Raw genomic sequence first — 21,601 nt, forward strand, 5'->3', positions numbered from 1 at the left:
TGTTGTATAAACATTTTTTTCGCATAAGTCTGTCCAGGCGCAGCAGTGCGCGGTCGCCGTCACGAGCTCAAGCAAAAATTACTTCTGCTACGCAGCTTAAGGTTATACTCTAGCTAATTGAATTTATAAGACTACACAGGTGGTTATCAATTCTATGGCGCGTATCATTCTCTCGGTATTGAGCCTCACCTTAGCTCTCGCCAGTGCGAGCTTACTCGCCGCCGATCCCAGTAGCCAAACTCCCGAGCCTAGCGCCGAAGCAGCTCAGTCTAATCCTAACAAACCGACGCCCGCTAAAAGAGCGAGCAGCTATTTACCCGCCAATGAGATCAAACAAATCACCATAGATGACCAACCACTTGAACTCTTAGTCCGCTCATGGGAAGGCCGAAAAAAACTCGGTGCAGCCATTATTTTACCCGCCACTAATGGCACCGCCGATGCGCCCGGATTAATGGCCTTTGTCCGACGTAATATTAATGCGGCTGGTTGGGCGAGTTTAAGTCTCACACCGCCGACAGAACCGCCAGCACCCAATTTTGCCACCCCTGCGACCGAGGTGACTACCGCTGGGTCTGCGCAGCTCAGCAGCCCGTCTAATAAACCGAGCCAAAAGGTAAAGCCTGAAGACAGTAATAAGCATCTCCTTGAGCAAGAAGACTTTCTCGTTAAAAGCATGTCACAGCTCGACAGCGTTGGTAGCGATTATCCTGGTAAACGTGTGCTGATCACCGCCGATCAAAGTGCTGGATTATTGATAAGCCTATTAAGCCAAAAGAAAATTGCCGATCCCGATGTATTGATTGTCATCAATCCCTACAGTGAAGACGAAACGCGAAACCAAGCCATAGCTGAGAAGCTCGCTAAACTCACGATGCCGATACTCGATATTCAATCACCCGATGGTCACCCCGCCTCATTAGAAACGGCTGAACAACGTAAAACGCTGGCAGTGACCTTAGAGGCACCCAATTATCGGCAGACAACGCTGGCATTGAATCTGGATAATGAAAGCGCTTGGCAGAATTGTTTATCGGCCATTAGAGGATTCGCCGCCCGAATGAGCGGCGCCTATTGAGATTTGAATCCCCTGATTTTACGAGCACGGCTTGCTAGAACAAAAATAAAGCTCGACACATCAACGCAGCCTCAGCATTGAGGAAGTCTTTACCATGGCTTTCTCGCTAAGGGCATCAACCAAGTTACCAGCCAGACTGGCGATCCTTGTAGGGTTTAGTGGGATCTTTTAACTGACGAACCGCAGCGATAGTACGATTTTTGCCAAGCAGCAATCTCACTTGGCTCCATGACTCGCGGCATAACAACGCACGGACCGAAGCAGTCCAGCTGCGGTTAATACTCAGCTTAATTGCCGCAGCCGCATCGGGGGAGGTATTGAGGAGTTCTTCCGCCAATTGTTGCGCGCTTAACATTGGGTTATCACTTAACTGAGTCACTAAACCTAAGGTTTTAGCCTCTTCGCCAGAGAGCACTTTTGCCGTGAGACTGAGTAACATCGCTTGATCCTTTGGCATAATTTGCCGCAATGCCACTAGGCCTGCCATATCGGGCACCAGCCCCCATTTGGCCTCCATAATGGATAACTTACTGTCAGGGCTTGCTATCCTAAAATCCGCACCTAAAGCGATTTGCATTCCTCCACCATAACAGCAGCCTTCCAATACCGCGATAACGGGTACAGGTAAACGCTGCCAGCCAAGGGATACTCTTTGGGCTAGGTTGGCATTGCCTGGCAACCCTTTAAACAGCAATTTAACTGCTTGCATCGGCGCAGACATCACGCTTTTGACATCCAAGCCAGAACTAAAATTACCTCCAGCGCCAGATAAAATTACTAGCCGAATACTCGGATCTGATTTAATCCTTTTGATGGTTTTATCGAGTTCGCTAAACATCAAATAATTAATTGCATTGAACTTTTCTGGACGATTAAGCACAACATTTGCGATGCCATTCTCAACCGTAACTTGCACACAACGCTCACCCATGAAATATCCTGCTACTGGTCAGTCCAGAACAAATGTTAACATGTTTGGCATGATTAACCAAAACATGTAACATAAGGCCAAATTTTGACTTTAGTCAAAATATTGTCAGTCACCGTTAAGTATTAGTGTGCGATTATGTTAGGCTGCAATCTAAAACCTAACAAATTCTGATTTATGAAGCTGTTAGAATAAATTTACGATGCTGTTCAGCCCATGCCAGCGTCTAATTTGAACAAAATGCATCTCTAGCAACTCCGCTTACCTACAGCATGTATACCTGTGCATGATAGAGGATCGATACTGTAGACATCTGTTGATGGATTAAGCATATAGATGGTCGCAAAATCGAGATTTTTTGCGATAAATAACGAAGTTAACTTAGCTAACCACAATTTTAATCGCACTATGCCTTTAGAATTTAATGGCAAGATAAATAAAATTAGCTAATTAAATCTATAAGTTATATATAGATGATGTAAATCAAACTTGCCCGAAGCACATAATTCGTCACTCAAACATGAAGAATTAGTGTTATCTTCAATAAATGGGCAAATAAGGATCTGTAGTCAGCATGACAATCTCTGTACTCATCTGTGACGATTCCGCTATGGCGCGTAAACAAATGGCTCGCACCCTTCCCAAAGAATGGGATGTCGAGATAACCTACGCGACCAATGGTGCCGAAGGGTTAGATGCCATTCGCGCAGGTAAAGGCGAAGTGGTCTTCCTCGATCTCAATATGCCCGTAATGGATGGTTATGAAGTACTACAAACCGTTCAACAAAACGATCTCCCCGCCCTTATCATTGTGGTCTCGGGTGATATACAAATCAAAGCTCATGAACGTGTTAAAGCTCTAGGCGCATTGGACTTTATCCAAAAACCCGTCAGTGCTGATGCCATCAGTAATATCCTCCAAGAGTACGGCATTCTTACCCTAACGCAGAAAGATCAGGTGGAAGACACGCCGATGATCAAAGTCGATATGCGTGATGCCTGCCAAGAGATCGCTAACGTTGCCATGGGCCGTGCAGCCGATTTGCTCGCCAAATTACTCGACGTATTTGTCCTATTACCTATCCCCAATGTGAACGTGCTCGAAGTCAGCGAACTGACCATGGCTCTGAAAGCAACAGAAGAAAGCTCAACTGTTTCAGCACTTTGCCAAGGATTTATTGGAGCAGGAGTTGCGGGTGAAGCACTGTTGTTATTCCATGATTCAAGCTTTAAAGATATGGCCAAGCTCATGGGGGTTGCAAATCCTGAGGATAAGAATACCGAGATTGAAGTACTGATCGACACTGGAAACGTATTGATTGGTGCATTCCTGAATGGGATCTCAGAACAACTCGATATGAAATTCAGCCAAGCCCATCCTGTGGTGTTGGGCCGTCACTGTACAGTGAATGATCTTATCCATGATAATTCGGAAAAATGGCACAGAACATTAGCGATGGAAATCAACTATCGTATTGAAAATCATAATATTCAATGCGACTTACTGTTGCTATTTACCGAAGACTCTATTCCGACACTGAGCTACAAACTCGGTTATTTACTCGATTAATCAGTTGGACTTTACCTTATGTCAAACGATCAAAGCGCAATGAACGAACTCCATTGGCTAATCGATATGGTACAAACCATAGAAGTGGGTCTCGTGGTATTAGATCGCGATTATAATATCCAACTGTGGAACGGCTTTATGGAAAACCATAGTGGCGTTTCACCCAATTCCATTAAAGGTCAAAACCTGTTTAGCCGCTTCCCTGATTTGCCAGCCACTTGGTTAAAACAAAAAATGGAATCGGTTTTTATGCTTAAAAATCGAGCTTTCATTAGCTGGGAACAAAGACCTTACGTGTTTCAGTTTAAAAACTATCGCCCAATTACTGGGCGCGCCGATTTTATGTACCAGAACGTGACTTTGCTGCCTCTCGCTTCATTAACCGGCAAAATTACCCATATCAGTGTGATTATTTATGATGTCACCGATATCGCCGTGAATAAGTTGCAGATCAAGGCCGCCAACGAACAGTTAGAGCGTCTTAGTCAAACCGATGGATTAACGCAACTGCATAATCGCCGCCATTGGCAACTATGCTTGGAACATGAGTACGATCTCTATGCCCGCTATTCCGGTGTAGCAAGCTTGGTGATGATTGATATTGATCATTTCAAAAATATCAATGACACCTACGGCCACCTTGCAGGTGACAAGGTTATTCAACATATCGCCCATCTTCTGAGCCACTCATTGCGAGAAACCGACTGTGTCGGTCGCTATGGCGGCGAAGAGTTTGCGGTAGTCATGCCCAATACCAGTGGCACCGATGCCCTCAACTTTACCGAGCGTTTGAGGGAAAAGATCGCTGAATCCACCGTAGTGTATGAGGGGCTGAAGATTAAAGTGACTGTCAGCCTTGGCATATGCGAAATAGGCAAACATATTACGAGCAGTTCAAGTTGGATTTCCTGCTCAGACAAAGCGCTTTACGAGGCCAAACAGAAAGGCCGAAATTGTAGCGTCCTACATGCAGCACCAATTTCCACTTAATTAGGCTTAATAAAGCAAAAGCCCATCATTGATGGGCTTTTGCTTTATAAGAATTATGACAACGTATTAATGTGGAAAACCATCGTCCTGTTCGTCATCTTCTTCGTCTTCATCTTCTTCATCGCCAACAAAGTAAGTGCCCCAACCGTCATAATCCACTTTTTGCTTGGCTGCGAGTTGCAATAACTGTTCGGTCGCTTTGTCTAATAATGGAATTTCTAACTTGTGATAAGCAACAGCGTCAAAACAGAAAATCACCGAACCATCTTCCAATTCCATTTCTTCGGCATCATTGACTTCAAATCCAAGTTTGAATGCATCAACCGCAGCCTTTTCTAAGCGCTCAAAATTGCTCGATGAAAAATGGTGCTCAATGGTGTATTCAGCATCTGGCTCTGAGCCATCGTCGAGCAAGGCTTGCACTATGTCACGATTCTCGGCGAATTGGGCTTTTAACTGACTTTCAATAGACATGGACTTGTCTCCGTTAAGATAAAACTGGCTCAAATTGGCGTTATTATACGTCATCAACCGGGATAGTTTTACCCATTAATGTTGCCGCTTCGCGATTTATCTCGTTAAATTTTGCCGACATAATCTCATGCACCTGAGCCGAAAAGGCTTTGGCATCAGCTTTATCCAAACCTTCAGTCGGGATTGGCGCCATCATCTCAATAATCACCACACCATTATCCCAACGGTTCAAATCAATATGGCTTTGGCACGACGTCAACACGGGTACGACTGGCACACCAGCCGCAATCGCAGTGTGGAAAGCTCCCGCTTTGAAGGGCAACAGTCCGCGCCCCCGTGAGCGCGTACCCTCAGGGAAAATCCACACGGAAAGACGATTCTGCTTAATTTTTTCCGCCGTTTTCGCCATGGTATCAAAAGCACTATTGCGATTTTTTCTATCGATCAGAATATTACCTGACAGCCAATAGATCTGGCCAAACAAGGGGATCCACACTAAGCTCTTTTTCCCTAAGCTCACAGTGCCTTTAGGTACGGCTTTAGTATGTGTGAATAAATCGAAGTTATTTTGATGATTTCCTAGAAATATATAGGGGCCATCCTGCACTTCCTTAGGCCGACGCACTATGACTTTAAGCCCTAAAATCGGCGCTGCGGATGAAAAGATCTTGGCGAACATATGTACATTGTCACGGTGACGAGGTCGTAATAGGCAAACCAAGCCACCAAAAATAAATGCAAGTAACAATGACACCGCCAACAACACAGATCTGACAATTAATAGCACGACATACTCCAAGGGTGAAAGTGGCGACAGTATAGCCACCCAGCCCTAGGGACTCAATATAATGTTTACATCTGTTAGCTGAGTTGCTAACAATCAAACAAAAGCCCATCGTTACTCACGCAATAAGCGTATCGATGGGCTTTTAAATCAATATCAACGCCTAACACTCAGCATAAAACCTAGCGTTAGATCTGACTCACTGTAGCCATTTTGCTTAAGCCTACACGAAATACCAGTGCACTGACTGCCAAGGTTGCGACAATCGCCGCCCCACTCGGTAAATCCATGGTTGCCGATAATACCAGACCAAGTAAGTAACCCATAAGGCCGACCAGATAGGCGTAAAACAAGCCGTTTTTACCTTGGTATTTATTCAGAGCAAGTGCAGGTAAAATCAAGGTACTAAACACTAAATAGACGCCCACCAGCTCAACCGACAACGTAATAACGAGGGCAAATAGGAGATAGAATCCGGCGCCATTTAATATTTGTGGCCGCCAAAAAATCAACGCCAACACCCCTGCATAAACCACTGTCGGTAACACTAATTGCGACCAACTCACCCAAAGGATCTGGCCCGACATCAATTGTTTTAGCAGCTCTGCACCATGGGGATCGTTCGCCAGCAATAGCATAGCAGCCACGGCCGATAGTACATAAAAACAACCGATCATGGCTTCTAACTCACCCGCCATTCGCTTAGATAACCAAGCGATAAATCCCGCCCCCGCAAGGGCGAACAAGGCCGGCATCCACACATTAGAAAATGGCATGTCTTCTAACCTGTGGTCCATGTGGGCGACAATTGCTCCCAACGCGGCGACTTGCGCAATGGCTAAATCGATAAAGATAATCCCACGTTTAAGCACTTGTTTACCAAGTACAATGTGCGTTGAGAGCACTAAGATCCCCGCTGCCAGTGCAGGCAGCAGGATCGACATCAGTTCCAGATCCAACATAGGCTTATTTCACCCCGTTTAAGAGGGAAATCGCGCTGTCGTAGAGGCTAAAGAGATCTTGGCTGCTATCGTTTCCACCTACAGACATAGGTAACATCAGTACTGGAAGATTCGCTTTTTCACCCAACCACTTAGCACCACGTTCGTCCTGATAGGACGCCACAACCACCGCAAGAATATCACCCTGCTCGGCACGGCTGAGCAGGCTTGCTAAATGGCCACTGGTCGGCGCTAGACCGGGTTTAGGCTCAAGATCAGCGGCTTGTTCAATCCCCAACCAGTTGAACAGATATCTAAAACTGGTGTGATAGGCGATGACCTTTTTACCCTTTAACGGTTTGGCTTGCTCTTCCCAACGAGGGATCGCCGCCTGCCAACGAGTGCTAAAGTCCGCTAAGGCCTTTTGATAATTAGCCGCTTCACTCGGATCAAGTTGGCTCATCTTAGCGCTGAGCGCATTCGCGACGCTAAGCAAACGATGCGGATCGAAGTGGATATGCGGATTTCCCTGAGCATGCACGTCGCCCATGCTGCGATCCACACTCGCTAACTTATCTAAGGTATCGATTTGATCGGCGGCGAAAAATAGCCCTTGATCGGTAGAGCGAACCTTGGCGTTGGCTGACTTCATTTGCAGCATCGGCAGCCAACCGACTTCTAAATCGGCACCTGCACAGACCACCAGATCCGCTTGACGCATTTTAGCAATCAAACTCGGGCGCGCCTGCACTTGATGCGGATCCTGTAAGGCCGTGGTTGCCGAATAAATGCTGGCGTTTGGAGCCAACTCTTTTGCCAATGCGGCATATTCGGGTTCACAGGCAAACACATTCAGCTCTGCGTGGGCAAAACCTGAACAAGCGAAAGACAGGGCCGCTGCGGCCACTTTAACAAAATTAGAATTGATGCGCACCGTGAGCCCCCAGAGACATAATGTATTGAATAGTGAAAACATTGTCGTCTTCGATTCCATCGAAGTTAGTTCCCTTCTGATTGGTGTACTGGAAACGTACTGTCGAGAAATGGCTCGAATGCCACGCTAGACTCACCTCAGATTCCTTTAACTTCTGTCCATGAAAATGCTCGCCATGGAGCTCTTGGGTATCCACCTCGCCGTAACGCACACCCGCAGACCAGCTAGGCGTGAACTGATACACACTGCTCAGATACCAACCTTGATGATAGTCCTTGCTCGGTGCATCTTCGGGATGAAGATCGGTAGGCACAAAGTCAGTCACGCGGTAATACTCACCGCTTAACGTCAGGTTTTGGTATTTATAGTTACCATTGGGTGCCCATTTATACACAAAATCAGCACCATAGGTGTTTTTACCTGTGTAAGATGCCGCATGGCTGTGGTCATGACCTTCCTCGGCAGTTTCGTCTTCGTGCTCATCGCCTTCTTCATGGGCTGTGACTTGACCATTTTCGTTACGTAAGTAACTCAATCCCGCCTGCCATGAACTGTTATCCCCTATATCGCCACCGATTTTTGAATATAAGGTGTACACACCGACATTTTTAAACTCACGTTCGCCATGTTCATCGGCGGCGCGCATGCTCTCGCCCTTGAACGCTTCAGCGCCAATGGTCCAATACAAATCAGTTGGAGCAACAAAGTTTAAGCGCACGCCATCATCGAAGTAGTGGCCGCCGAAAAATGCACGGTAAGCAATCGGGCGGTCGGTGAATGAATCGGTATGTAAATGCTGGTTATTTAGATAACCGATATCCGATAGGAAACGTCCGCCACGGATGGAAAAACCCGCAGGCATTGCCATGGTTTGGATAAAGGCTTCTTCAAGATTAAGCTCGGTTTCACCATCATGCATCTCAACGACGGCGGTCACTTTGCCGTAGAACATGTCGTCAATATTGGCACTCATCGCCAACTCAGTTTCACCTAAACCAAATCCTTCGGCGGTTTCTGCCAATGGGCGTTCAGCCGTTTGATAATAGCCATTCAGCACCGCACTGATCGCTGGATTGGTTAAACTTGAGTCAGCGGCAAATAACGTCGGCGAAGCAAATGCGCACGCCAAGGCCACCAAAGAAATTCGGTTGTTAAAAACAGTCATGATATCTCCAAAATACAACTAGCACTCGATGACTAAGTTAAGTCATCAAGAAATACAATAAGTTAAAATATTAAAGTTGATTTAATGGAGAACAGGCGGCGCACGGCTTAGGTAAACAGTGACGTGTTTGAAGAAGGTAACGGGTAAGACAAACTCACAAACATCAAATCGCTGTATCGCTAAATTTAACGTCTGCGGAGCTGTGAACAGAATTTTATTTAGCTGATGTTGATGGAAGCAGAGCGTACAGTGCGTCTTCGCCCCATCATCAAGGTGAGTCACACTATGGGCTGAGGCAACAAAAGACAGCAGTATCAATACGGCGGCAAGCCATATCGAAATTGTGCGTCTTAAGTGACTATCTAGTCTCACTCAGTCGTCCCCATAGTAAAAAGTGGCACAAGTTTAAGTCAGGCCGCTAGTAAGTTGCAATAAGGTAATGGTCAAGCAATGCGTTACAAGATATTTACCATTGCAACTGATTGCGCCTTAAAAAGAGCACATTATTGGCAAAAATAGTTATTTAAGATTAGCTTAAGTCAGTGAATCTATTATGTGCCCAGTGTTATACAGGCTAAATATTTAATTCTATTCAACCCAGCAAAAGGCAACCAAAATGCTAGCATTCTTTCGTGAAAACTTAGGATTAATCTTAGGGATAGTGATTTTCGGCGCAGTCATTTTGGGCGGGATTTATTACGTAGAACACTCATTAGAGAGTCAAGAACAGGTTATTCAATAACAGGTTCACCCTGTAAAACAATGTCGAGCCTCAGTGGTAGGCCCCTAAACGGCTCGACAGGGTTAAACCAGTGTCATCCCATCTCTAGCGATACTTTTGCCGTTGATCGCTATCGTCTTCCTTCTCTGGTGCCTCAATCGTTTGCAGTTGATCCATAAAATGGCTCACCAGCAGCAACATCACACAGAAGATCATCACAGGGATCAAAAAATGCCGCGTCGAGGCATCGAAGTAACTGTATAAGCCCGTCAGAACACTCGCATAAAAGCCAAACAACTTTAACTTTAATAATTTAGGACTATGACCAAGCCACGCTGAACAATGGGGACATTGGACTTGGGCGTGAAAGCCCTTTCCGCGCTGCTGGGTAATTTGGGCAATTTTAATCGACTGATGACAATGGGAGCACAGCATGTAAAGTACATTCCTAACTATGGGGCGCTAAGTTTATCAGATCCTTATCCCATTCAGTCGAACTAATTAGCGTCGTAGTTTCAGAGCTTCATTCTATGGCCTAAAGCTGTAAACTGGCGCACAAATTTTAAACATTGTTAGTCTATTATGCTGTTGATATTTTACAGGGTTTAGATCGACACCTATCATATACCTACCTCTTTTTGTCGAAGATAACGTCTATGCGCCGCTCGCTAATATTGATACTTGCCCTAAGCTTTCCGCTACTGATGAGTGCCAAGGTATTCGCTGCAGATCCAGACCCCATTACGACCAGCCCAAGCGCTTCGGCATCAAACGAAACCCAAAGTGAATTAACCACACTTCAGACCGCCATTAAAGAGGACATTGCGCGCTTAGATCAATACCAAGGTGAATTACGCACCATTGTTGAATATCGCATTCAAAATAAGACCTTACAGTTACGCAATAAGATTAAAGCACTCTTAGATGATAATACTTACGATAAAACTTTTATGCTGGCTCTAATCCAAGAGCAATTGCAGTTTAATCTGAAAATTAACGACTACTTTAATGATCTCATCACCAAGTTGTCTCAAAAACTTGGCACAGCGGATGATGAGGCCACCTTACTCGAGATCTCCAAACGTGAACTCGACAAAGACAATAACTACAAGCAACGGCTTGAGACCTTAAACTGGCTAACCCAAATTGGCCAAGATGTAACAGCTGAAAAAACACAGCTCACCCAACTCCTGCTTAACCGCGCCGATAACTTCGACAGCTTTGTCACTTACACCCAACAGCAGTTACAAAATGCGGTAAATGATGCCACCAATGCAGGGAAAGACGTTACCGCAGCGCAAACCAGTCGCGTGATACAACTAAAAGAACGTTTAGCACAAAACAGCCAGAGCCTCAGCACCAATATCGAGTTACTGGATGCACTAGGGCAAAACACAGCCTTGCTGAAAAAGACCTTGTTTAGTATTTCAGGTGATATTACGCAGGACGTATTAAACATTGATGTGGCATCGAGCTTAATAGAGCAATGGCTAAATACTGCTAAAGATCAAGCCATTAATCATGGACCAACATTGGTCTTTAAGTTATTTATCTTCTCTCTGATCCTGTTTGTCGCTGGCCTTGCAGGCAAACTGGTGAAAAAAATAGTCAGTAATACCGTTAGCAACTCTAAGTTGAATTTCAGCAAGTTACTACAAGACTTCTTTACCTCACTCTCGGGCAAGGCAGTATTTACTATCGGCGTACTGATTGCTTTATCCCAGCTTGGTATCGAATTAGGTCCCTTACTGGCTGGCTTTGGTATCGCGGGCGTGATCATCGGTTTTGCCCTGCAAGATACTCTATCCAACTTCGCTTCAGGCATGATGATTTTGATCTATCGTCCGTATGATGTCGGCGATTTGATTAATGCGGCTGGCGTATCGGGGCGCGTTAGCCATATGAGCCTAGTCTCTACCACCATTAAAACATTAGATAACCAGAGACTTATCATTCCCAACAATAAGATTTGGGGAGATACCATCAACAATATTACCGCCGAGCACCAGCGCCGAGTCGATATGACATTTGGCATCGGCTATGGCGATAGTATTGAGCAGGCCGAAGCGGTACTAAAATCGATTGTTGAGGCGCATCCTAAAGTGCAAAAAGTACCGGCTCCACTCATCAAGTTGCACGTATTAGGAGAATCCTCGGTCGACTTTATCGTCCGCCCTTGGGCAAAACCAGAAGACTATTGGGATGTATATTGGGATATCACCCGTGAGGTGAAAATGCGCTTCGATGCTGAGGGTATCAGCATTCCTTTCCCACAGCGCGATGTGCATATTTACCAAACCAGTAAATAGTCTTTCGTCAAAGCAAATTCTTAACAAAAGGCGCAATCTTTGATTGCGCCTTTTCATCTTTACATTCAAATGGCTAAAAAACTAACCTAATCCAGTAATCTCACCATCAGCGGTGATATCTATCTTTAAATAACCAGGGGTTAACCCAAGCCCTGGCATAGTCATCACGTTACCTACCAATGCTGTTATAAACCCAGCCCCCGCATGCAGAACCAATTCACGCACGGGTACCATAAAGCCTTGAGGGACACCTTTAAGCTGAGGATCGTGGCTAATGGATAAGGGTGTTTTCGCCATGCAAACAGGTAAATGCCCATAACCAAGCGAGTTGAGCTCCTGTAATTGCAGCTTAGCCGCATCGGATAAGCTCACCCCTGCGGCGCCATAACCCACTTCAGCTAAGGTCGATAATTTAGCTTCTAAGTCCATATCATCAGGATATAACAACCGAAACTCGCTTGGCTGCTCACAGGCACGGATTACGGTTTGTGCGAGGCTAATGGCGCCTATTTCACCTTGGCTAAAGGCCTCGCTAAGTTCGCAACCAAATGCCGCGGTAGCACTTACAGCCTCAATTAACCAGTTAAGCTCGGCGTCCGTATCGGTGGCAAAACGATTGATAGCAACAACAACGGGAATACCGTAACGCGCTACATTGTTGATATGCCAGTTTAAGTTGGCAAAACCCGCCTCGAGACGGACTTGGTCTGGTGCATTAATATCCGCATCGGACGATAGGCCACTATTGGCCTTTAGTGCTTTCAAAGTAGTCACTAATACCGCGGCGCTCGGGGTTAATCCCGACTGACGCGCCTTGATATTACAAAATTTCTCAAACCCCATATCGGAGCCAAAACCGCCTTCAGTCACCACAAAATCGGCCAGTTTTAAGGCGATATCGTCGGCAATCACCGACGAGTTGCCATGGGCAATATTCGCAAATGGCCCTGCGTGAATAAGACAAGGCGCACCGTTTAAGGTCTGCATTAAAGTGGGTTTTACCGCCTCCGCCATAATCGCCGTCATCGCACCTGCAACGCCAAGCTCTTGCGCGTTAATGGTTTCCCCTTGACGATTAAGGGCTAGCACTAACTTACCTATACGTGCGCGCATATCCGCCAGATTGCCGCTCAGCGCCAGAATCGCCATTAACTCTGAAGCGGCAGTAATATCAAATTTTGAATGATAAGCGGGACCGTTGTTTTCACCCAATCCCACCTCAATTTCCCGCAAGCAACGGTCGTTATGATCAACCACCCTGTGCCAACGAATACCCATAGGATCAATATCTAAATACCTTAATCCCGATTGACGCTCATATTCCGCCCACCCCAAACGCGTCTCATGGTAAAGCCGAGAAGCAATCGCCGCCGCCCCAAGATTATGTGCGCTACTGACAGCATGAATGTCGCCTGTTAGGTGCAAATTCAGCTCCTGCATGGGCACCACTTGGGCGTAACCACCGCCTGCGGCGCCACCTTTCACCCCAAATACAGGCCCCATACTGGGCTGGCGAATACAGGCACAGACTTTGTTGCCGAGCGCCTTGAGCGATTGCGTTAAACCAATAGTCGTCACGGTTTTGCCTTCACCATGGGGCGTTGGCGTCACTGCGGTCACAATAATCAGCTTCCCCTTTGGTTGCCCGGCTAAGCGCTGCTGTACTTGTGGCTCCACCTTAGCTTTGGTATGACCAAATAGCTGCATCTCTTCGGGTAACAACCCAAACTCTGCACCAAGTTGTGCGATATCTTTTAGATGCGCACGGCGCGAAATCTCCATATCGGTTAGCATGGGTAATATTTTCCTCTGGAACTTTGGTATACAAACTTTTATAGGAAATGAGTATACGGAACAAAAGCGTGCAAACAGTTTGTATCAGCCACCGCTGATTGAATATGGCGGATAGTAGGTGATTAGCTTTAAGATATATAGCCATCGAAAGGGTTAATGAGCGATTCCTTAACCTGCATCAAATAAATCGACCAAGGCCCTTCACCCTACAAAATACAGATTCCCAAAAGAGAAACAACATGAACGGATCCCCTTTTACTTTTTCAGAGTTTGTTGCCGGCTTTTGGCGAATGCACAGTTGGCAAATGTCACCCGCCGAGCGACTTAACCTGATAGAACAATATTTAGACCTAGGTGTGACCACTATGGACCACGCCGATATTTACGGCCAATACCAGTGCGAAACCCTGTTCGGCGAAGCATTAGCGCTAAAACCAGCATTAAGGCAGCAGATGCAATTAGTGAGCAAATGCGGCATAAAACCCGCCTTCAATTGCCGTCCCGAGCGCTACGTGAACCATTACGACACCTCCAAAGCGCATATTATTGCCAGCGTGGAGCAATCACTCAAGTCGCTTAAAACCGATTATTTAGATCTGCTGCTGATCCACAGGCCCGATCCTTTAATGGACGCCGATCTAGTGGCCGATGCCTTTGCTGACTTAAAACAAGCTGGGAAAGTGCAACATTTTGGGGTATCTAACTTCACCAATGCGCAGTTGTCATTATTGCAGTCGAGATTAACTGAGCCCTTAGTCACTAATCAGCTGGAGATCTCTCCGCTAATGATGGCGAGTTTACACGATGGCAGTCTCGATTTATGTCAGGAGCGGCGCATTCGGCCGATGGCTTGGTCATGTTTGGGCGGCGGAAAAATCTTTGACAATAGCCATCCACAGGCCATTCGCTTGCAACAAACCTTAGCAGTCATCGCCGATGAGATTGGCGCCCAAGATATCAGCCAAGTCATTTATGCTTGGGTGCGGATGTTACCGAGTCGACCCGTACCGATTATTGGCAGTGGTAATATCGCGAGGATAAAAACCGCGGTGGCCGCACAGTCACTCACCCTAGATAGGCAGCAATGGTTTAGTATCTGGCAAGCATCAACTGGACACAGCGTGCCTTAACCCCCGCAAATCCCCCTCAAACAACACCAACAATAACGGCGCACTCGGCGCCGTTATCTTGATCCTGCTTAAAGCTGTACTTCACCACTGAGGTGCGGTCTGCGACCTTTACTGTCTCGCAGCTCAAACACCCACTTGTCTGGCGACTTTTCGTAACCAAATCCCACTTCAGCGGGCATCAGTAACGGCAGCTTAAAGGCAACATCGACCACAAAGGGGCGCTCACCAATCTCAGGCATCAATTCCGCTAAGCAGCGCGCCTTAGACCACATACCATGGGCCAGCACTCGGTCAAAACCAAAACGTTTCGACAGCACGGGATGCAGGTGGATCAGGTTATAGTCACCCGACGCTTTGGCATAACGACGACCTAAATCTTCACTTAACTCCCATGATTGAGGCGAGTCCCAAGCCATTTCAAGTGCCTTTGGTGGACGAACGCGACGACCGGCAGTCTCTATGCGATAGAGATAAGTCGACAGCGATTCCCACACCAATTCTTCGCCCACAAAGGCCTTAGAAACAAATTCAAACTCTAAGCCCGAATCAGTTTCACGGCTGGTTGTTAGCGCGCATTCCAGGGAAAACACGTCATCGACCGTTGTCGGGCGATAGACTTGAATACGGTTCTTTAAATGGATCATCCCAAGTAACGGGAAGGTAATGCCATCATGGGTAAAAATCACCGCGTGCAGGCGAAATGCCATCACATAAAGGTAGGTGGGAGGTAATATTTTACCGTCGAAATCAAAACCACACACTTGCGCATATTGGCTGACTTTTGCCTCGGACACCTTCACATTGGGCGCGCTCACCTTGATATAAGGCAGCGGCTGTTGATCCCAACCGGGTTTACGGCCAAAGAAAATCTTGCGATAAAGAGAAAACAGCGACGGCATCGCGTTCAATTCAACACAATATGCATTATTCAAGTCTGAGTACCTTTTAATTAACTATCCCTATGCACGGATAGCCAGCAATACCCTCGGACAGATGCATAACATCTGGAAAATCAAAAAATCACGAGTGTAAAACAGGCAAAACAGTGTCTTAAAAGGGCTGATGCTGACTCTCCGAATGGACAATTATACCCAAACAACCTGAAGATGAGGATTCAGCGGGAATGTAACGCTCTTTAGGCAAGGCGGTTATTTGCGGACCTAGTGGACTAAGTTAAAAATAACCAACACAGCATAAAGAGCGTTAAAACCCGCCGAGACGGAGCGCCTAGGGCACTCCACTTCGGTGTTGCATCAATTCACAAGGTGTTCACATTCCTTCATTGATGCGCCTTGAATTGAAGCCCCCTAGACGCTCTGAAACTCATATCTTCAGGTCGCTTGGGTATATTAGAGTCAGGTTTATCGAAAACGGCATGATTATACCCTAGAGGATCGAGTTCTGGGTATCCCTAAGTAAAGTAGGATTTTTTACTACCTTTAAAATCAAAAAGTTACACTCAACCCCTAAAGCAACAATCATCGCAGCTACAGGAAAAGTGCGAAAATATGCCGCCTGTGCGACACTATCGCCCCCAGTCTTTAACTTAGTTAACCCGTGCAAGATAAGAATTTCGATAAACTCGCGCAAAAATTCGCGAAGAATATTTATGGCACGCCTAAAGGTGAAATCCGTGCTGCCGTGCTATGGCGCGATCTTGCTCCTGCATTAGCGCAATTTGGCGATAAAAAATTACGAATTTTAGATGCCGGCGGCGGTTTTGGTTACTTCAGCCAAAAGCTAGCACTCCTCGGACATGAAGTCGTACTGTGCGATATTTCCGCCGAAATGCTCGCCCAAGCGAAAGAGCAAATCGATGCCAGCGACACGCCATTGGCCATCAGCTTAGTACATTCGCCCATTCAAGCCTTATCGATTGCTGAACATGGCATGTTCGATCTCATCCTCTGCCATGCCGTGGTTGAATGGCTAGTCGATGCCAAGACCACCATGGAAGGCTTATTGACCATGCTTAAGCCCAATGGGCTGTTTTCGCTGATGTTTTATAATAAAGAAGCGATGCGATTCCATGCACTCGTGTCGGGTAATTTCGACTATGTGGCCGCCGATCTAGAGGTGAAGAAGAAAGTACGCCTCACACCAACGCACCCGCTTTATATCCATGATGTTAAACAATGGTTTGCCGAATGGCACATGACCCTGCAGCGCGAGTCGGGCGTGCGAGTGATCCACGATTATTTGAAAAAACAGCAAGCTGCGGATTTTGACTATCAAAAACTGCTAGCGATGGAGCTCGAATATTCCCAACGCGAGCCCTATATTTCGCTCGGTCGTTATGTGCATTTTTTAGGGCAAAGCGCTGCAACGTCCCAAGCATCTGAGTAATATCGCGAAATAATATAGGACGCCTTGGCGTCCTATATTATTAAATCACCCGATGATTTGCCCCTAACTCAGTGCACCAAGTGCGTTAAAATTCAGAGTCCCAAGCACAATCTTAGTCAAATCAATAAATATCAGTATGATAAGTCACATTGCTCACGCCAACAGGCGGTTACTTTCGCGCCCTTCTGCTTAAGGAGTTGCACCACACTCTTATCGCCAACCACATGGCCCGCTCCCACCACCACAAATAAAGGCTCGCTAGCAGTTACTGAACCCATCAATCTTATTATCCCATCAGCCATCACTTTATTACGCTGCCAGAGAATTTTATCCAGCATCTGTGTATCACCCTCGCCACCCAGTTGCTCCTGCATTAGCGTATCCAGCGCGGCTTCATCACCACTGCGCCATGCATCAACCAGTGAGAGCAGCTCAGCATCCGGCGCATCAATAGCTTCACGTACCATTGCCCACTGGATTTGACTATCGAAGGAGGCAAGTAATTGAAACTGTGACTCAGCCGTCTCTAACTCATAAACGGGCTTATCCCCGCGCCCAAGCAACTGCATGTCGACACCATAATCGGTGCTAAAACCTAAGCCATTGTAGCGTAATAGATTAAGTTGAGATGCCTGTAGCCAAGGCGCGAAAGTTTGAATTGACTGACATAAACTCGCTTTATCCCCACAATATTGGTTCATTGTAGTGACTGTTTGTTTATCTCTACTTTGCCAATCAAGCCCTTGCGCTGAATTTGCCATACCGTATTTTTGCAATAAGGCGCGGCTATCAACCTTATTCATATCGATTTCGACAACAAGTCCTTTGGATTTGGCGAACGCCGCCTCAACTTGTGCAGGCATAGGATAAAAATCAACACGACCAATATGAATAGAGCCCAGCAGATAAGCAGATTTCCCCTGCCATTGCACACGATAAAATGGCGGCTTATCTGTCGATGCAGCCCAAGTTATCCCACTTGCAAACAGCGTAACAGTTAAGAGTACGAGTAATAGTCGCCACCGACTTGTTGCCATATCCTTTGCCCCTTATAATTCCTGCAAATTTTGCAATGAGACGCTGTTATGCCACACACTAAGGTTATAGAGCAACTGAAAGAAAATCTTCAAATCGCCTATCGCCAAGCCATCGATGCCGACGCTAAGTTAGATGAATTGAAAAAAGCTGGCCATGGAAAATTCACGAGTATCTTTACAGCCGAACAAGGGTTTATGGTTTCAAGCAATCGCTTTTTGCCATACGTGCAAGAACTGGTCGATGACTTAACTAAATTGCAGCAACACAGTAGCCTTGACCCCGTCGCACTCGAAACCTTAGTGCGTCAACTGGCCGCGCTGCTGCAAACGCTGCACGCCTTTAAAAAGCAAAGTTAATTCCATTTCCACGAGTGGATTTTCAGCCGCACAAATTGTCATCATTTTGTCATTTCTAAGTCATAGACTCCGCAAACATTGTTGCGGGGGCAGAAGTAATGACGAGTTTAGATCTAGCACAAGAGCTTGATAAGATAATTGCGAAGGGGGCAATCAGCCCCCTATTTCAGCCCATTTTCAATATATTGGAACATAAGATCCACGGTTTTGAGGCGCTCAGTCGTGGGCCAGAACACAGCCCACTTTATTCACCCGTTCCCCTCTTTAAAACCGCCGAGCATCAAGGCAAGTTGAGTGAGTTAGAAACCTTATGCCGCCGTATTGCGCTGGAGCAATTTAAGCTACGTCAGTTTCAAGGGCGCTTGTTTATCAATATTTCCCCAAAAGCCCTGCTCGATCCGGCTCACCCTAAAGGTATGACGCTGCAACTGTTGCAACAACTCGGGATTTCACCCTCACAAGTGGTAATTGAGCTGTCGGAGCAATATCCCGCCGATGACATTGATTTACTCAAATCTTGCCTGAATCACTATCGTAGCCAAGGATTTATGACGGCTATTGATGATTTAGGTGCAGGCTATTCGGGTTTACGGCTGTGGTCAGAGTTATCCCCCGACTATGTAAAAATCGATCGGCACTTTATCCACCAAATTGATTCGACCCCAGTTAAACAAGAGTTTGTGCGCTCGATTGTCGAACTCTGTCAAAGCCTTACTTGTAAAGTGATTGCCGAAGGAATTGAAACCCAAGAAGAACTAGCCGTACTTAAACAGCTAGGAATTGTTTATTGCCAAGGTTATTTGCTTGGACGTCCAGAGGCACAACCAAGTCGCGCAATGAAAGCGACCTTAGTCCCTAACAACACCCAAATTCAGCCAAGATATAGCGAATCCGCTGAAAGCCTCTGTACCAGTGCAATAACAGTGGTGCCGACACTCAAGCTGAAGCACCTAAGCGACACCTTTAGCGCCCAACCCACCTTACAAGCTGTCGTTGTGGCGCAAGATCAACTGCCGCTGGGGATTATTAGCCGAGCAACTCTGCTCGAACTTTTCAGTACCCCCTATGGTCGGGCGCTTCATGAAAATCATGCGGTTAGCGAGGTGATGGATCACCAAGTGCTACAAATTGAAGCTAACGAACCGCTCTCCATTGTGAGTCAGTTATTGACCTCAGAGAGCGCCAATACCGTCGCTCAACAATTTATTATTCTGCGCCGAGGGCAATTACTCGGGATTGGCCACACTAAGGATTTGCTCCAGCGGATCACCGAGCACAGGATCAAAATGGCAAGGCATGCCAACCCCTTAACTGATTTACCGGGTAATGTGCCGATCCAAGAAGAACTAAAACGTCTCAGAACTCAGCAAAAGCCTTTCTATCTGGCCTATTTTGACCTGTGTCAGTTCAAGCCTTACAACGATATTTACGGTTTCTGCCGCGGCGATGAGGTGATCTGCGAGGTCGCCAACCTATTAGTGAAATACAAGACGGACAACTGCTTTATTGGCCATGTGGGCGGCGATGACTTTGTGGTAATCAGCACCTGCAATCAACTTATCGATCGTTGCCAACGGATATTGACGGATTTTGAAACCAATAAACCTCTCTTCTATAGTGCCGAACATTGGCAAGCCCAAGAGATGCTGGCAGATGACAGGCAAGGACAGGCTTGTTATCACAAGTTGATCAGCCTATGCGTTGGCGTACTCACACCAGCCCATACCTTTAACTGCAATGAACACAGCCTATCGACCTTAAGTGCCAAGGCAAAAAAACAGGCAAAATCCGCAAGTAACGGATTTTGCCTGTTAGAAGAACAAGAAGAGACTCTTCAAGCCTTGAGTGCTTAGATGGGACTAATGCCTACAACTTAGGCGCAACGGTTTTTTTCAACCAATCGCTGAGCATTTTTGTTTCATACATAAATGGCTTGTCATTCACTGACTGAATGCCGGACATAAAGCCCATGTCGGAGAGTTTTTCATCCCCCGCGATGATCACTTTGTCATTTTCAAGCACTTGATAACTAAAGGTTATACGGGGTGGGTAAAGATCTTTTATCACCCGTAAATCATCAGCTGTCACCCCAAAGGTTGGACGCATATCGCCCGCTAAGTCGACATCAGTAACTGTCATCTCCAACTTTTGGTTCGGTTTTAAGACTTTTACGGCTTCTTTATTGATATTTGTGGTTAAGGTATCGAATAAACGCTTTTCATAACGGGACTGAATTTCGCCCGAAGATTTAATATCACGAAAATCTTTTGGATTTTGCCAAACAATCTTCACCACTCCGTCTTCAGTCACAGGGTCAGTTTTCGCCTCATCGGCGGCCCACACACTACTGCAACTCAACACACCGGCGAGTAATAGGAACTGGACTTTCATATTTGCCTCCTAGGCCTAATAGTTTCTGCGTTATACCGTACAAAATCTAACCTGAACTCGAGCTTAATGCAAAACGCTCCCCTTAACAGCACATAATCAGTAAGCTTTTGTATAAATTAGTAAATATGATAGAAAATTTCAGATGATATCGTATCTTTTTGTATCCAATACCCAATAAGGGATAAAGTTATTAATTTGTGACTTTTTAACGCGCATATTACCTAAAAAAGTATTATCCTTCGCACACTGTTTTATGACCTCTAATTAAAAATGAAATTCCCCGTTGTACCTGTATTTGTATTGATCCTACTTTCCTGTTTTGCCAGCTCGATTTGGTTTATCTCCTCAGGGGAGAAAGACACGCGCCCAGAAACTTGGTCATCTTTTATTTATACCCATGGTTATGATTCAGGTAAGTATAAAAAAACTGATAATTTCAATAGCTATGAGGCCTGTCGAGACTTTGCCAAAGAGCAATCATCTTTTTACGATAACGTGCCTTGGGAATGCGGTCTAAAATGTGGTTTTGACTCCCGTAAACAGGGATTTCAATGCCAAGAGATGCGTAACGCGCAGTAAGATTATGGTTCAGCCAAGGTTCAAGATATCCCAGGTAAGCTTAATTTCTAAGCAATACCTTTGGTTTTGTTGG

The 21,601-nt window shown here is 46.0% G+C and carries 22 protein-coding genes; 10 read left to right on the forward strand and 12 right to left on the reverse strand.

The features are described 5' to 3' along the window. The first annotated feature begins 154 nt into the window (after positions 1–154). Complete coding sequence (locus HG547_RS19900) at positions 155–1,078, forward strand: DUF3530 family protein (RefSeq protein WP_169548827.1); 924 nt, start codon at positions 155–157, stop codon at positions 1,076–1,078. Positions 1,079–1,202: 124 nt separating this feature from the next. Here HG547_RS19900 and HG547_RS19905 read toward each other — a convergent pair whose 3' ends face one another. Further along, positions 1,203–2,009 carry a crotonase/enoyl-CoA hydratase family protein gene (locus tag HG547_RS19905; protein WP_169548814.1) on the reverse strand — a complete coding sequence of 269 codons (807 nt, stop codon included), beginning with the start codon at positions 2,007–2,009 and terminating at the stop codon, positions 1,203–1,205. 571 nt (positions 2,010–2,580) lie between these two features. Here HG547_RS19905 and HG547_RS19910 point away from each other — a divergent pair. Then, positions 2,581–3,576: a response regulator gene (locus tag HG547_RS19910; protein WP_037414066.1), complete on the forward strand. Its 996-nt coding sequence runs from the start codon at positions 2,581–2,583 to the stop codon at positions 3,574–3,576. An 18-nt stretch (positions 3,577–3,594) separates the two neighbouring features. Then, positions 3,595–4,566, forward strand: coding sequence for a sensor domain-containing diguanylate cyclase (locus HG547_RS19915; protein ID WP_169548815.1), 972 nt, complete (start codon positions 3,595–3,597; stop codon positions 4,564–4,566). 66 nt (positions 4,567–4,632) lie between these two features. On the opposite strand, the gene rraB is transcribed toward HG547_RS19915, so the two are convergent. From rraB to HG547_RS20875, 6 genes are all read right to left on the reverse strand, one after another. Beyond that, positions 4,633–5,040 carry a ribonuclease E inhibitor RraB gene (gene rraB, locus HG547_RS19920; protein ID WP_037414069.1) on the reverse strand — a complete coding sequence of 136 codons (408 nt, stop codon included), beginning with the start codon at positions 5,038–5,040 and terminating at the stop codon, positions 4,633–4,635. 43 nt (positions 5,041–5,083) lie between these two features. After that, positions 5,084–5,827 carry a 1-acylglycerol-3-phosphate O-acyltransferase gene (locus tag HG547_RS19925; RefSeq protein ID WP_047536044.1) on the reverse strand — a complete coding sequence of 248 codons (744 nt, stop codon included), beginning with the start codon at positions 5,825–5,827 and terminating at the stop codon, positions 5,084–5,086. Positions 5,828–6,012: 185 nt separating this feature from the next. Then, positions 6,013–6,786: a metal ABC transporter permease gene (locus tag HG547_RS19930; protein WP_047536041.1), complete on the reverse strand. Its 774-nt coding sequence runs from the start codon at positions 6,784–6,786 to the stop codon at positions 6,013–6,015. A 4-nt stretch (positions 6,787–6,790) separates the two neighbouring features. Next, positions 6,791–7,699 (reverse strand): zinc ABC transporter substrate-binding protein, encoded by a 909-nt coding sequence (locus HG547_RS19935; RefSeq protein ID WP_169548816.1) that lies wholly within the window; start codon positions 7,697–7,699, stop codon positions 6,791–6,793. Beyond that, the gene (locus HG547_RS19940) at positions 7,683–8,864 is read right to left on the reverse strand and encodes a hypothetical protein (protein ID WP_169548817.1); all 1,182 of its coding nucleotides are present in this window, start codon (positions 8,862–8,864) and stop codon (positions 7,683–7,685) included. Before HG547_RS19940 ends, HG547_RS19935 begins: the two co-directional genes overlap by 17 nt. 81 nt (positions 8,865–8,945) lie before the next feature. Beyond that, positions 8,946–9,236, reverse strand: coding sequence for an ABC-type zinc uptake system zinc chaperone (locus HG547_RS20875; protein WP_169548818.1), 291 nt, complete (start codon positions 9,234–9,236; stop codon positions 8,946–8,948). Between the two features lie 244 nt (positions 9,237–9,480). Here HG547_RS20875 and HG547_RS20940 point away from each other — a divergent pair, with 244 nt between their 5' ends. Continuing rightward, positions 9,481–9,606 (forward strand): hypothetical protein, encoded by a 126-nt coding sequence (locus HG547_RS20940; RefSeq protein ID WP_011621366.1) that lies wholly within the window; start codon positions 9,481–9,483, stop codon positions 9,604–9,606. Positions 9,607–9,690: 84 nt separating this feature from the next. On the opposite strand, the gene HG547_RS19950 is transcribed toward HG547_RS20940, so the two are convergent. Continuing rightward, positions 9,691–10,020 (reverse strand): hypothetical protein, encoded by a 330-nt coding sequence (locus HG547_RS19950; protein WP_037430156.1) that lies wholly within the window; start codon positions 10,018–10,020, stop codon positions 9,691–9,693. Between the two features lie 221 nt (positions 10,021–10,241). Here HG547_RS19950 and HG547_RS19955 point away from each other — a divergent pair, with 221 nt between their 5' ends. Next, positions 10,242–11,894 carry a mechanosensitive ion channel family protein gene (locus HG547_RS19955; protein WP_169548819.1) on the forward strand — a complete coding sequence of 551 codons (1,653 nt, stop codon included), beginning with the start codon at positions 10,242–10,244 and terminating at the stop codon, positions 11,892–11,894. 81 nt (positions 11,895–11,975) lie between these two features. Here the strand turns inward: HG547_RS19955 and HG547_RS19960 are convergent, their stop codons facing one another. Beyond that, on the reverse strand, positions 11,976–13,688 hold the full coding sequence (locus tag HG547_RS19960) for a formate--tetrahydrofolate ligase (RefSeq protein ID WP_169548820.1): 1,713 nt from the start codon (positions 13,686–13,688) through the stop codon (positions 11,976–11,978). Positions 13,689–13,927: 239 nt separating this feature from the next. Here HG547_RS19960 and HG547_RS19965 point away from each other — a divergent pair, with 239 nt between their 5' ends. After that, complete coding sequence (locus HG547_RS19965; protein ID WP_169548821.1) at positions 13,928–14,818, forward strand: aldo/keto reductase family oxidoreductase; 891 nt, start codon at positions 13,928–13,930, stop codon at positions 14,816–14,818. Positions 14,819–14,886: 68 nt separating this feature from the next. On the opposite strand, the gene HG547_RS19970 is transcribed toward HG547_RS19965, so the two are convergent. After that, on the reverse strand, positions 14,887–15,717 hold the full coding sequence (locus HG547_RS19970) for a MaoC/PaaZ C-terminal domain-containing protein (protein WP_080612392.1): 831 nt from the start codon (positions 15,715–15,717) through the stop codon (positions 14,887–14,889). A gap of 658 nt (positions 15,718–16,375) precedes the next feature. On the opposite strand from HG547_RS19970, the gene HG547_RS19975 reads away from it, so the two are divergent. After that, positions 16,376–17,164, forward strand: a complete 789-nt coding sequence (locus HG547_RS19975) for a methyltransferase domain-containing protein (RefSeq protein ID WP_169548822.1) — start codon at positions 16,376–16,378, stop codon at positions 17,162–17,164. 131 nt (positions 17,165–17,295) lie between these two features. On the opposite strand, the gene HG547_RS19980 is transcribed toward HG547_RS19975, so the two are convergent. Further along, positions 17,296–18,201, reverse strand: coding sequence for a TraB/GumN family protein (locus tag HG547_RS19980; protein WP_169548823.1), 906 nt, complete (start codon positions 18,199–18,201; stop codon positions 17,296–17,298). Between the two features lie 48 nt (positions 18,202–18,249). On the opposite strand from HG547_RS19980, the gene HG547_RS19985 reads away from it, so the two are divergent. Together HG547_RS19985 and HG547_RS19990 are read left to right on the forward strand one after the other, a co-directional pair. Then, positions 18,250–18,558: a hypothetical protein gene (locus HG547_RS19985; RefSeq protein ID WP_047536014.1), complete on the forward strand. Its 309-nt coding sequence runs from the start codon at positions 18,250–18,252 to the stop codon at positions 18,556–18,558. Positions 18,559–18,656: 98 nt separating this feature from the next. After that, entirely contained in the window at positions 18,657–20,411 is a 1,755-nt protein-coding gene (locus HG547_RS19990) for a GGDEF domain-containing protein (RefSeq protein ID WP_169548824.1), read from the forward strand. A gap of 13 nt (positions 20,412–20,424) precedes the next feature. Here the strand turns inward: HG547_RS19990 and HG547_RS19995 are convergent, their stop codons facing one another. Beyond that, positions 20,425–20,949: a DUF3016 domain-containing protein gene (locus HG547_RS19995; protein ID WP_169548825.1), complete on the reverse strand. Its 525-nt coding sequence runs from the start codon at positions 20,947–20,949 to the stop codon at positions 20,425–20,427. Positions 20,950–21,219: 270 nt separating this feature from the next. Here HG547_RS19995 and HG547_RS20000 point away from each other — a divergent pair, with 270 nt between their 5' ends. Next, positions 21,220–21,528 carry a hypothetical protein gene (locus tag HG547_RS20000; protein WP_169548826.1) on the forward strand — a complete coding sequence of 103 codons (309 nt, stop codon included), beginning with the start codon at positions 21,220–21,222 and terminating at the stop codon, positions 21,526–21,528. The last annotated feature ends 73 nt before the right edge of the window (positions 21,529–21,601 follow it).

The sequence above is a fragment of the Shewanella sp. DNRA4 genome, assembly GCF_012843185.1.
Lineage (GTDB): Bacteria > Pseudomonadota > Gammaproteobacteria > Enterobacterales > Shewanellaceae > Shewanella > Shewanella xiamenensis.

Excerpts from the sequence above, each read along its gene's own strand:
- HG547_RS19900 (WP_169548827.1), top strand. The coding sequence starts at position 155 with ATGGCGCGTATCATTCTCTCGGTATTGAGCCTCACCTTAGCTCTCGCC.
- HG547_RS19905 (WP_169548814.1), bottom strand. The coding sequence starts at position 2,009 with ATGGGTGAGCGTTGTGTGCAAGTTACGGTTGAGAATGGCATCGCAAAT.
- HG547_RS19910 (WP_037414066.1), top strand. The coding sequence starts at position 2,581 with ATGACAATCTCTGTACTCATCTGTGACGATTCCGCTATGGCGCGTAAA.
- HG547_RS19915 (WP_169548815.1), top strand. The coding sequence starts at position 3,595 with ATGTCAAACGATCAAAGCGCAATGAACGAACTCCATTGGCTAATCGAT.
- rraB (WP_037414069.1), bottom strand. The coding sequence starts at position 5,040 with ATGTCTATTGAAAGTCAGTTAAAAGCCCAATTCGCCGAGAATCGTGAC.
- HG547_RS19930 (WP_047536041.1), bottom strand. The coding sequence starts at position 6,786 with ATGTTGGATCTGGAACTGATGTCGATCCTGCTGCCTGCACTGGCAGCG.
- HG547_RS19940 (WP_169548817.1), bottom strand. The coding sequence starts at position 8,864 with ATGACTGTTTTTAACAACCGAATTTCTTTGGTGGCCTTGGCGTGCGCA.
- HG547_RS20940 (WP_011621366.1), top strand. The coding sequence starts at position 9,481 with ATGCTAGCATTCTTTCGTGAAAACTTAGGATTAATCTTAGGGATAGTG.
- HG547_RS19950 (WP_037430156.1), bottom strand. The coding sequence starts at position 10,020 with ATGCTGTGCTCCCATTGTCATCAGTCGATTAAAATTGCCCAAATTACC.
- HG547_RS19955 (WP_169548819.1), top strand. The coding sequence starts at position 10,242 with ATGCGCCGCTCGCTAATATTGATACTTGCCCTAAGCTTTCCGCTACTG.
- HG547_RS19960 (WP_169548820.1), bottom strand. The coding sequence starts at position 13,688 with ATGCTAACCGATATGGAGATTTCGCGCCGTGCGCATCTAAAAGATATC.
- HG547_RS19965 (WP_169548821.1), top strand. The coding sequence starts at position 13,928 with ATGAACGGATCCCCTTTTACTTTTTCAGAGTTTGTTGCCGGCTTTTGG.
- HG547_RS19970 (WP_080612392.1), bottom strand. The coding sequence starts at position 15,717 with ATGCCGTCGCTGTTTTCTCTTTATCGCAAGATTTTCTTTGGCCGTAAA.
- HG547_RS19980 (WP_169548823.1), bottom strand. The coding sequence starts at position 18,201 with ATGGCAACAAGTCGGTGGCGACTATTACTCGTACTCTTAACTGTTACG.
- HG547_RS19985 (WP_047536014.1), top strand. The coding sequence starts at position 18,250 with ATGCCACACACTAAGGTTATAGAGCAACTGAAAGAAAATCTTCAAATC.
- HG547_RS19990 (WP_169548824.1), top strand. The coding sequence starts at position 18,657 with ATGACGAGTTTAGATCTAGCACAAGAGCTTGATAAGATAATTGCGAAG.
- HG547_RS19995 (WP_169548825.1), bottom strand. The coding sequence starts at position 20,949 with ATGAAAGTCCAGTTCCTATTACTCGCCGGTGTGTTGAGTTGCAGTAGT.
- HG547_RS20000 (WP_169548826.1), top strand. The coding sequence starts at position 21,220 with ATGAAATTCCCCGTTGTACCTGTATTTGTATTGATCCTACTTTCCTGT.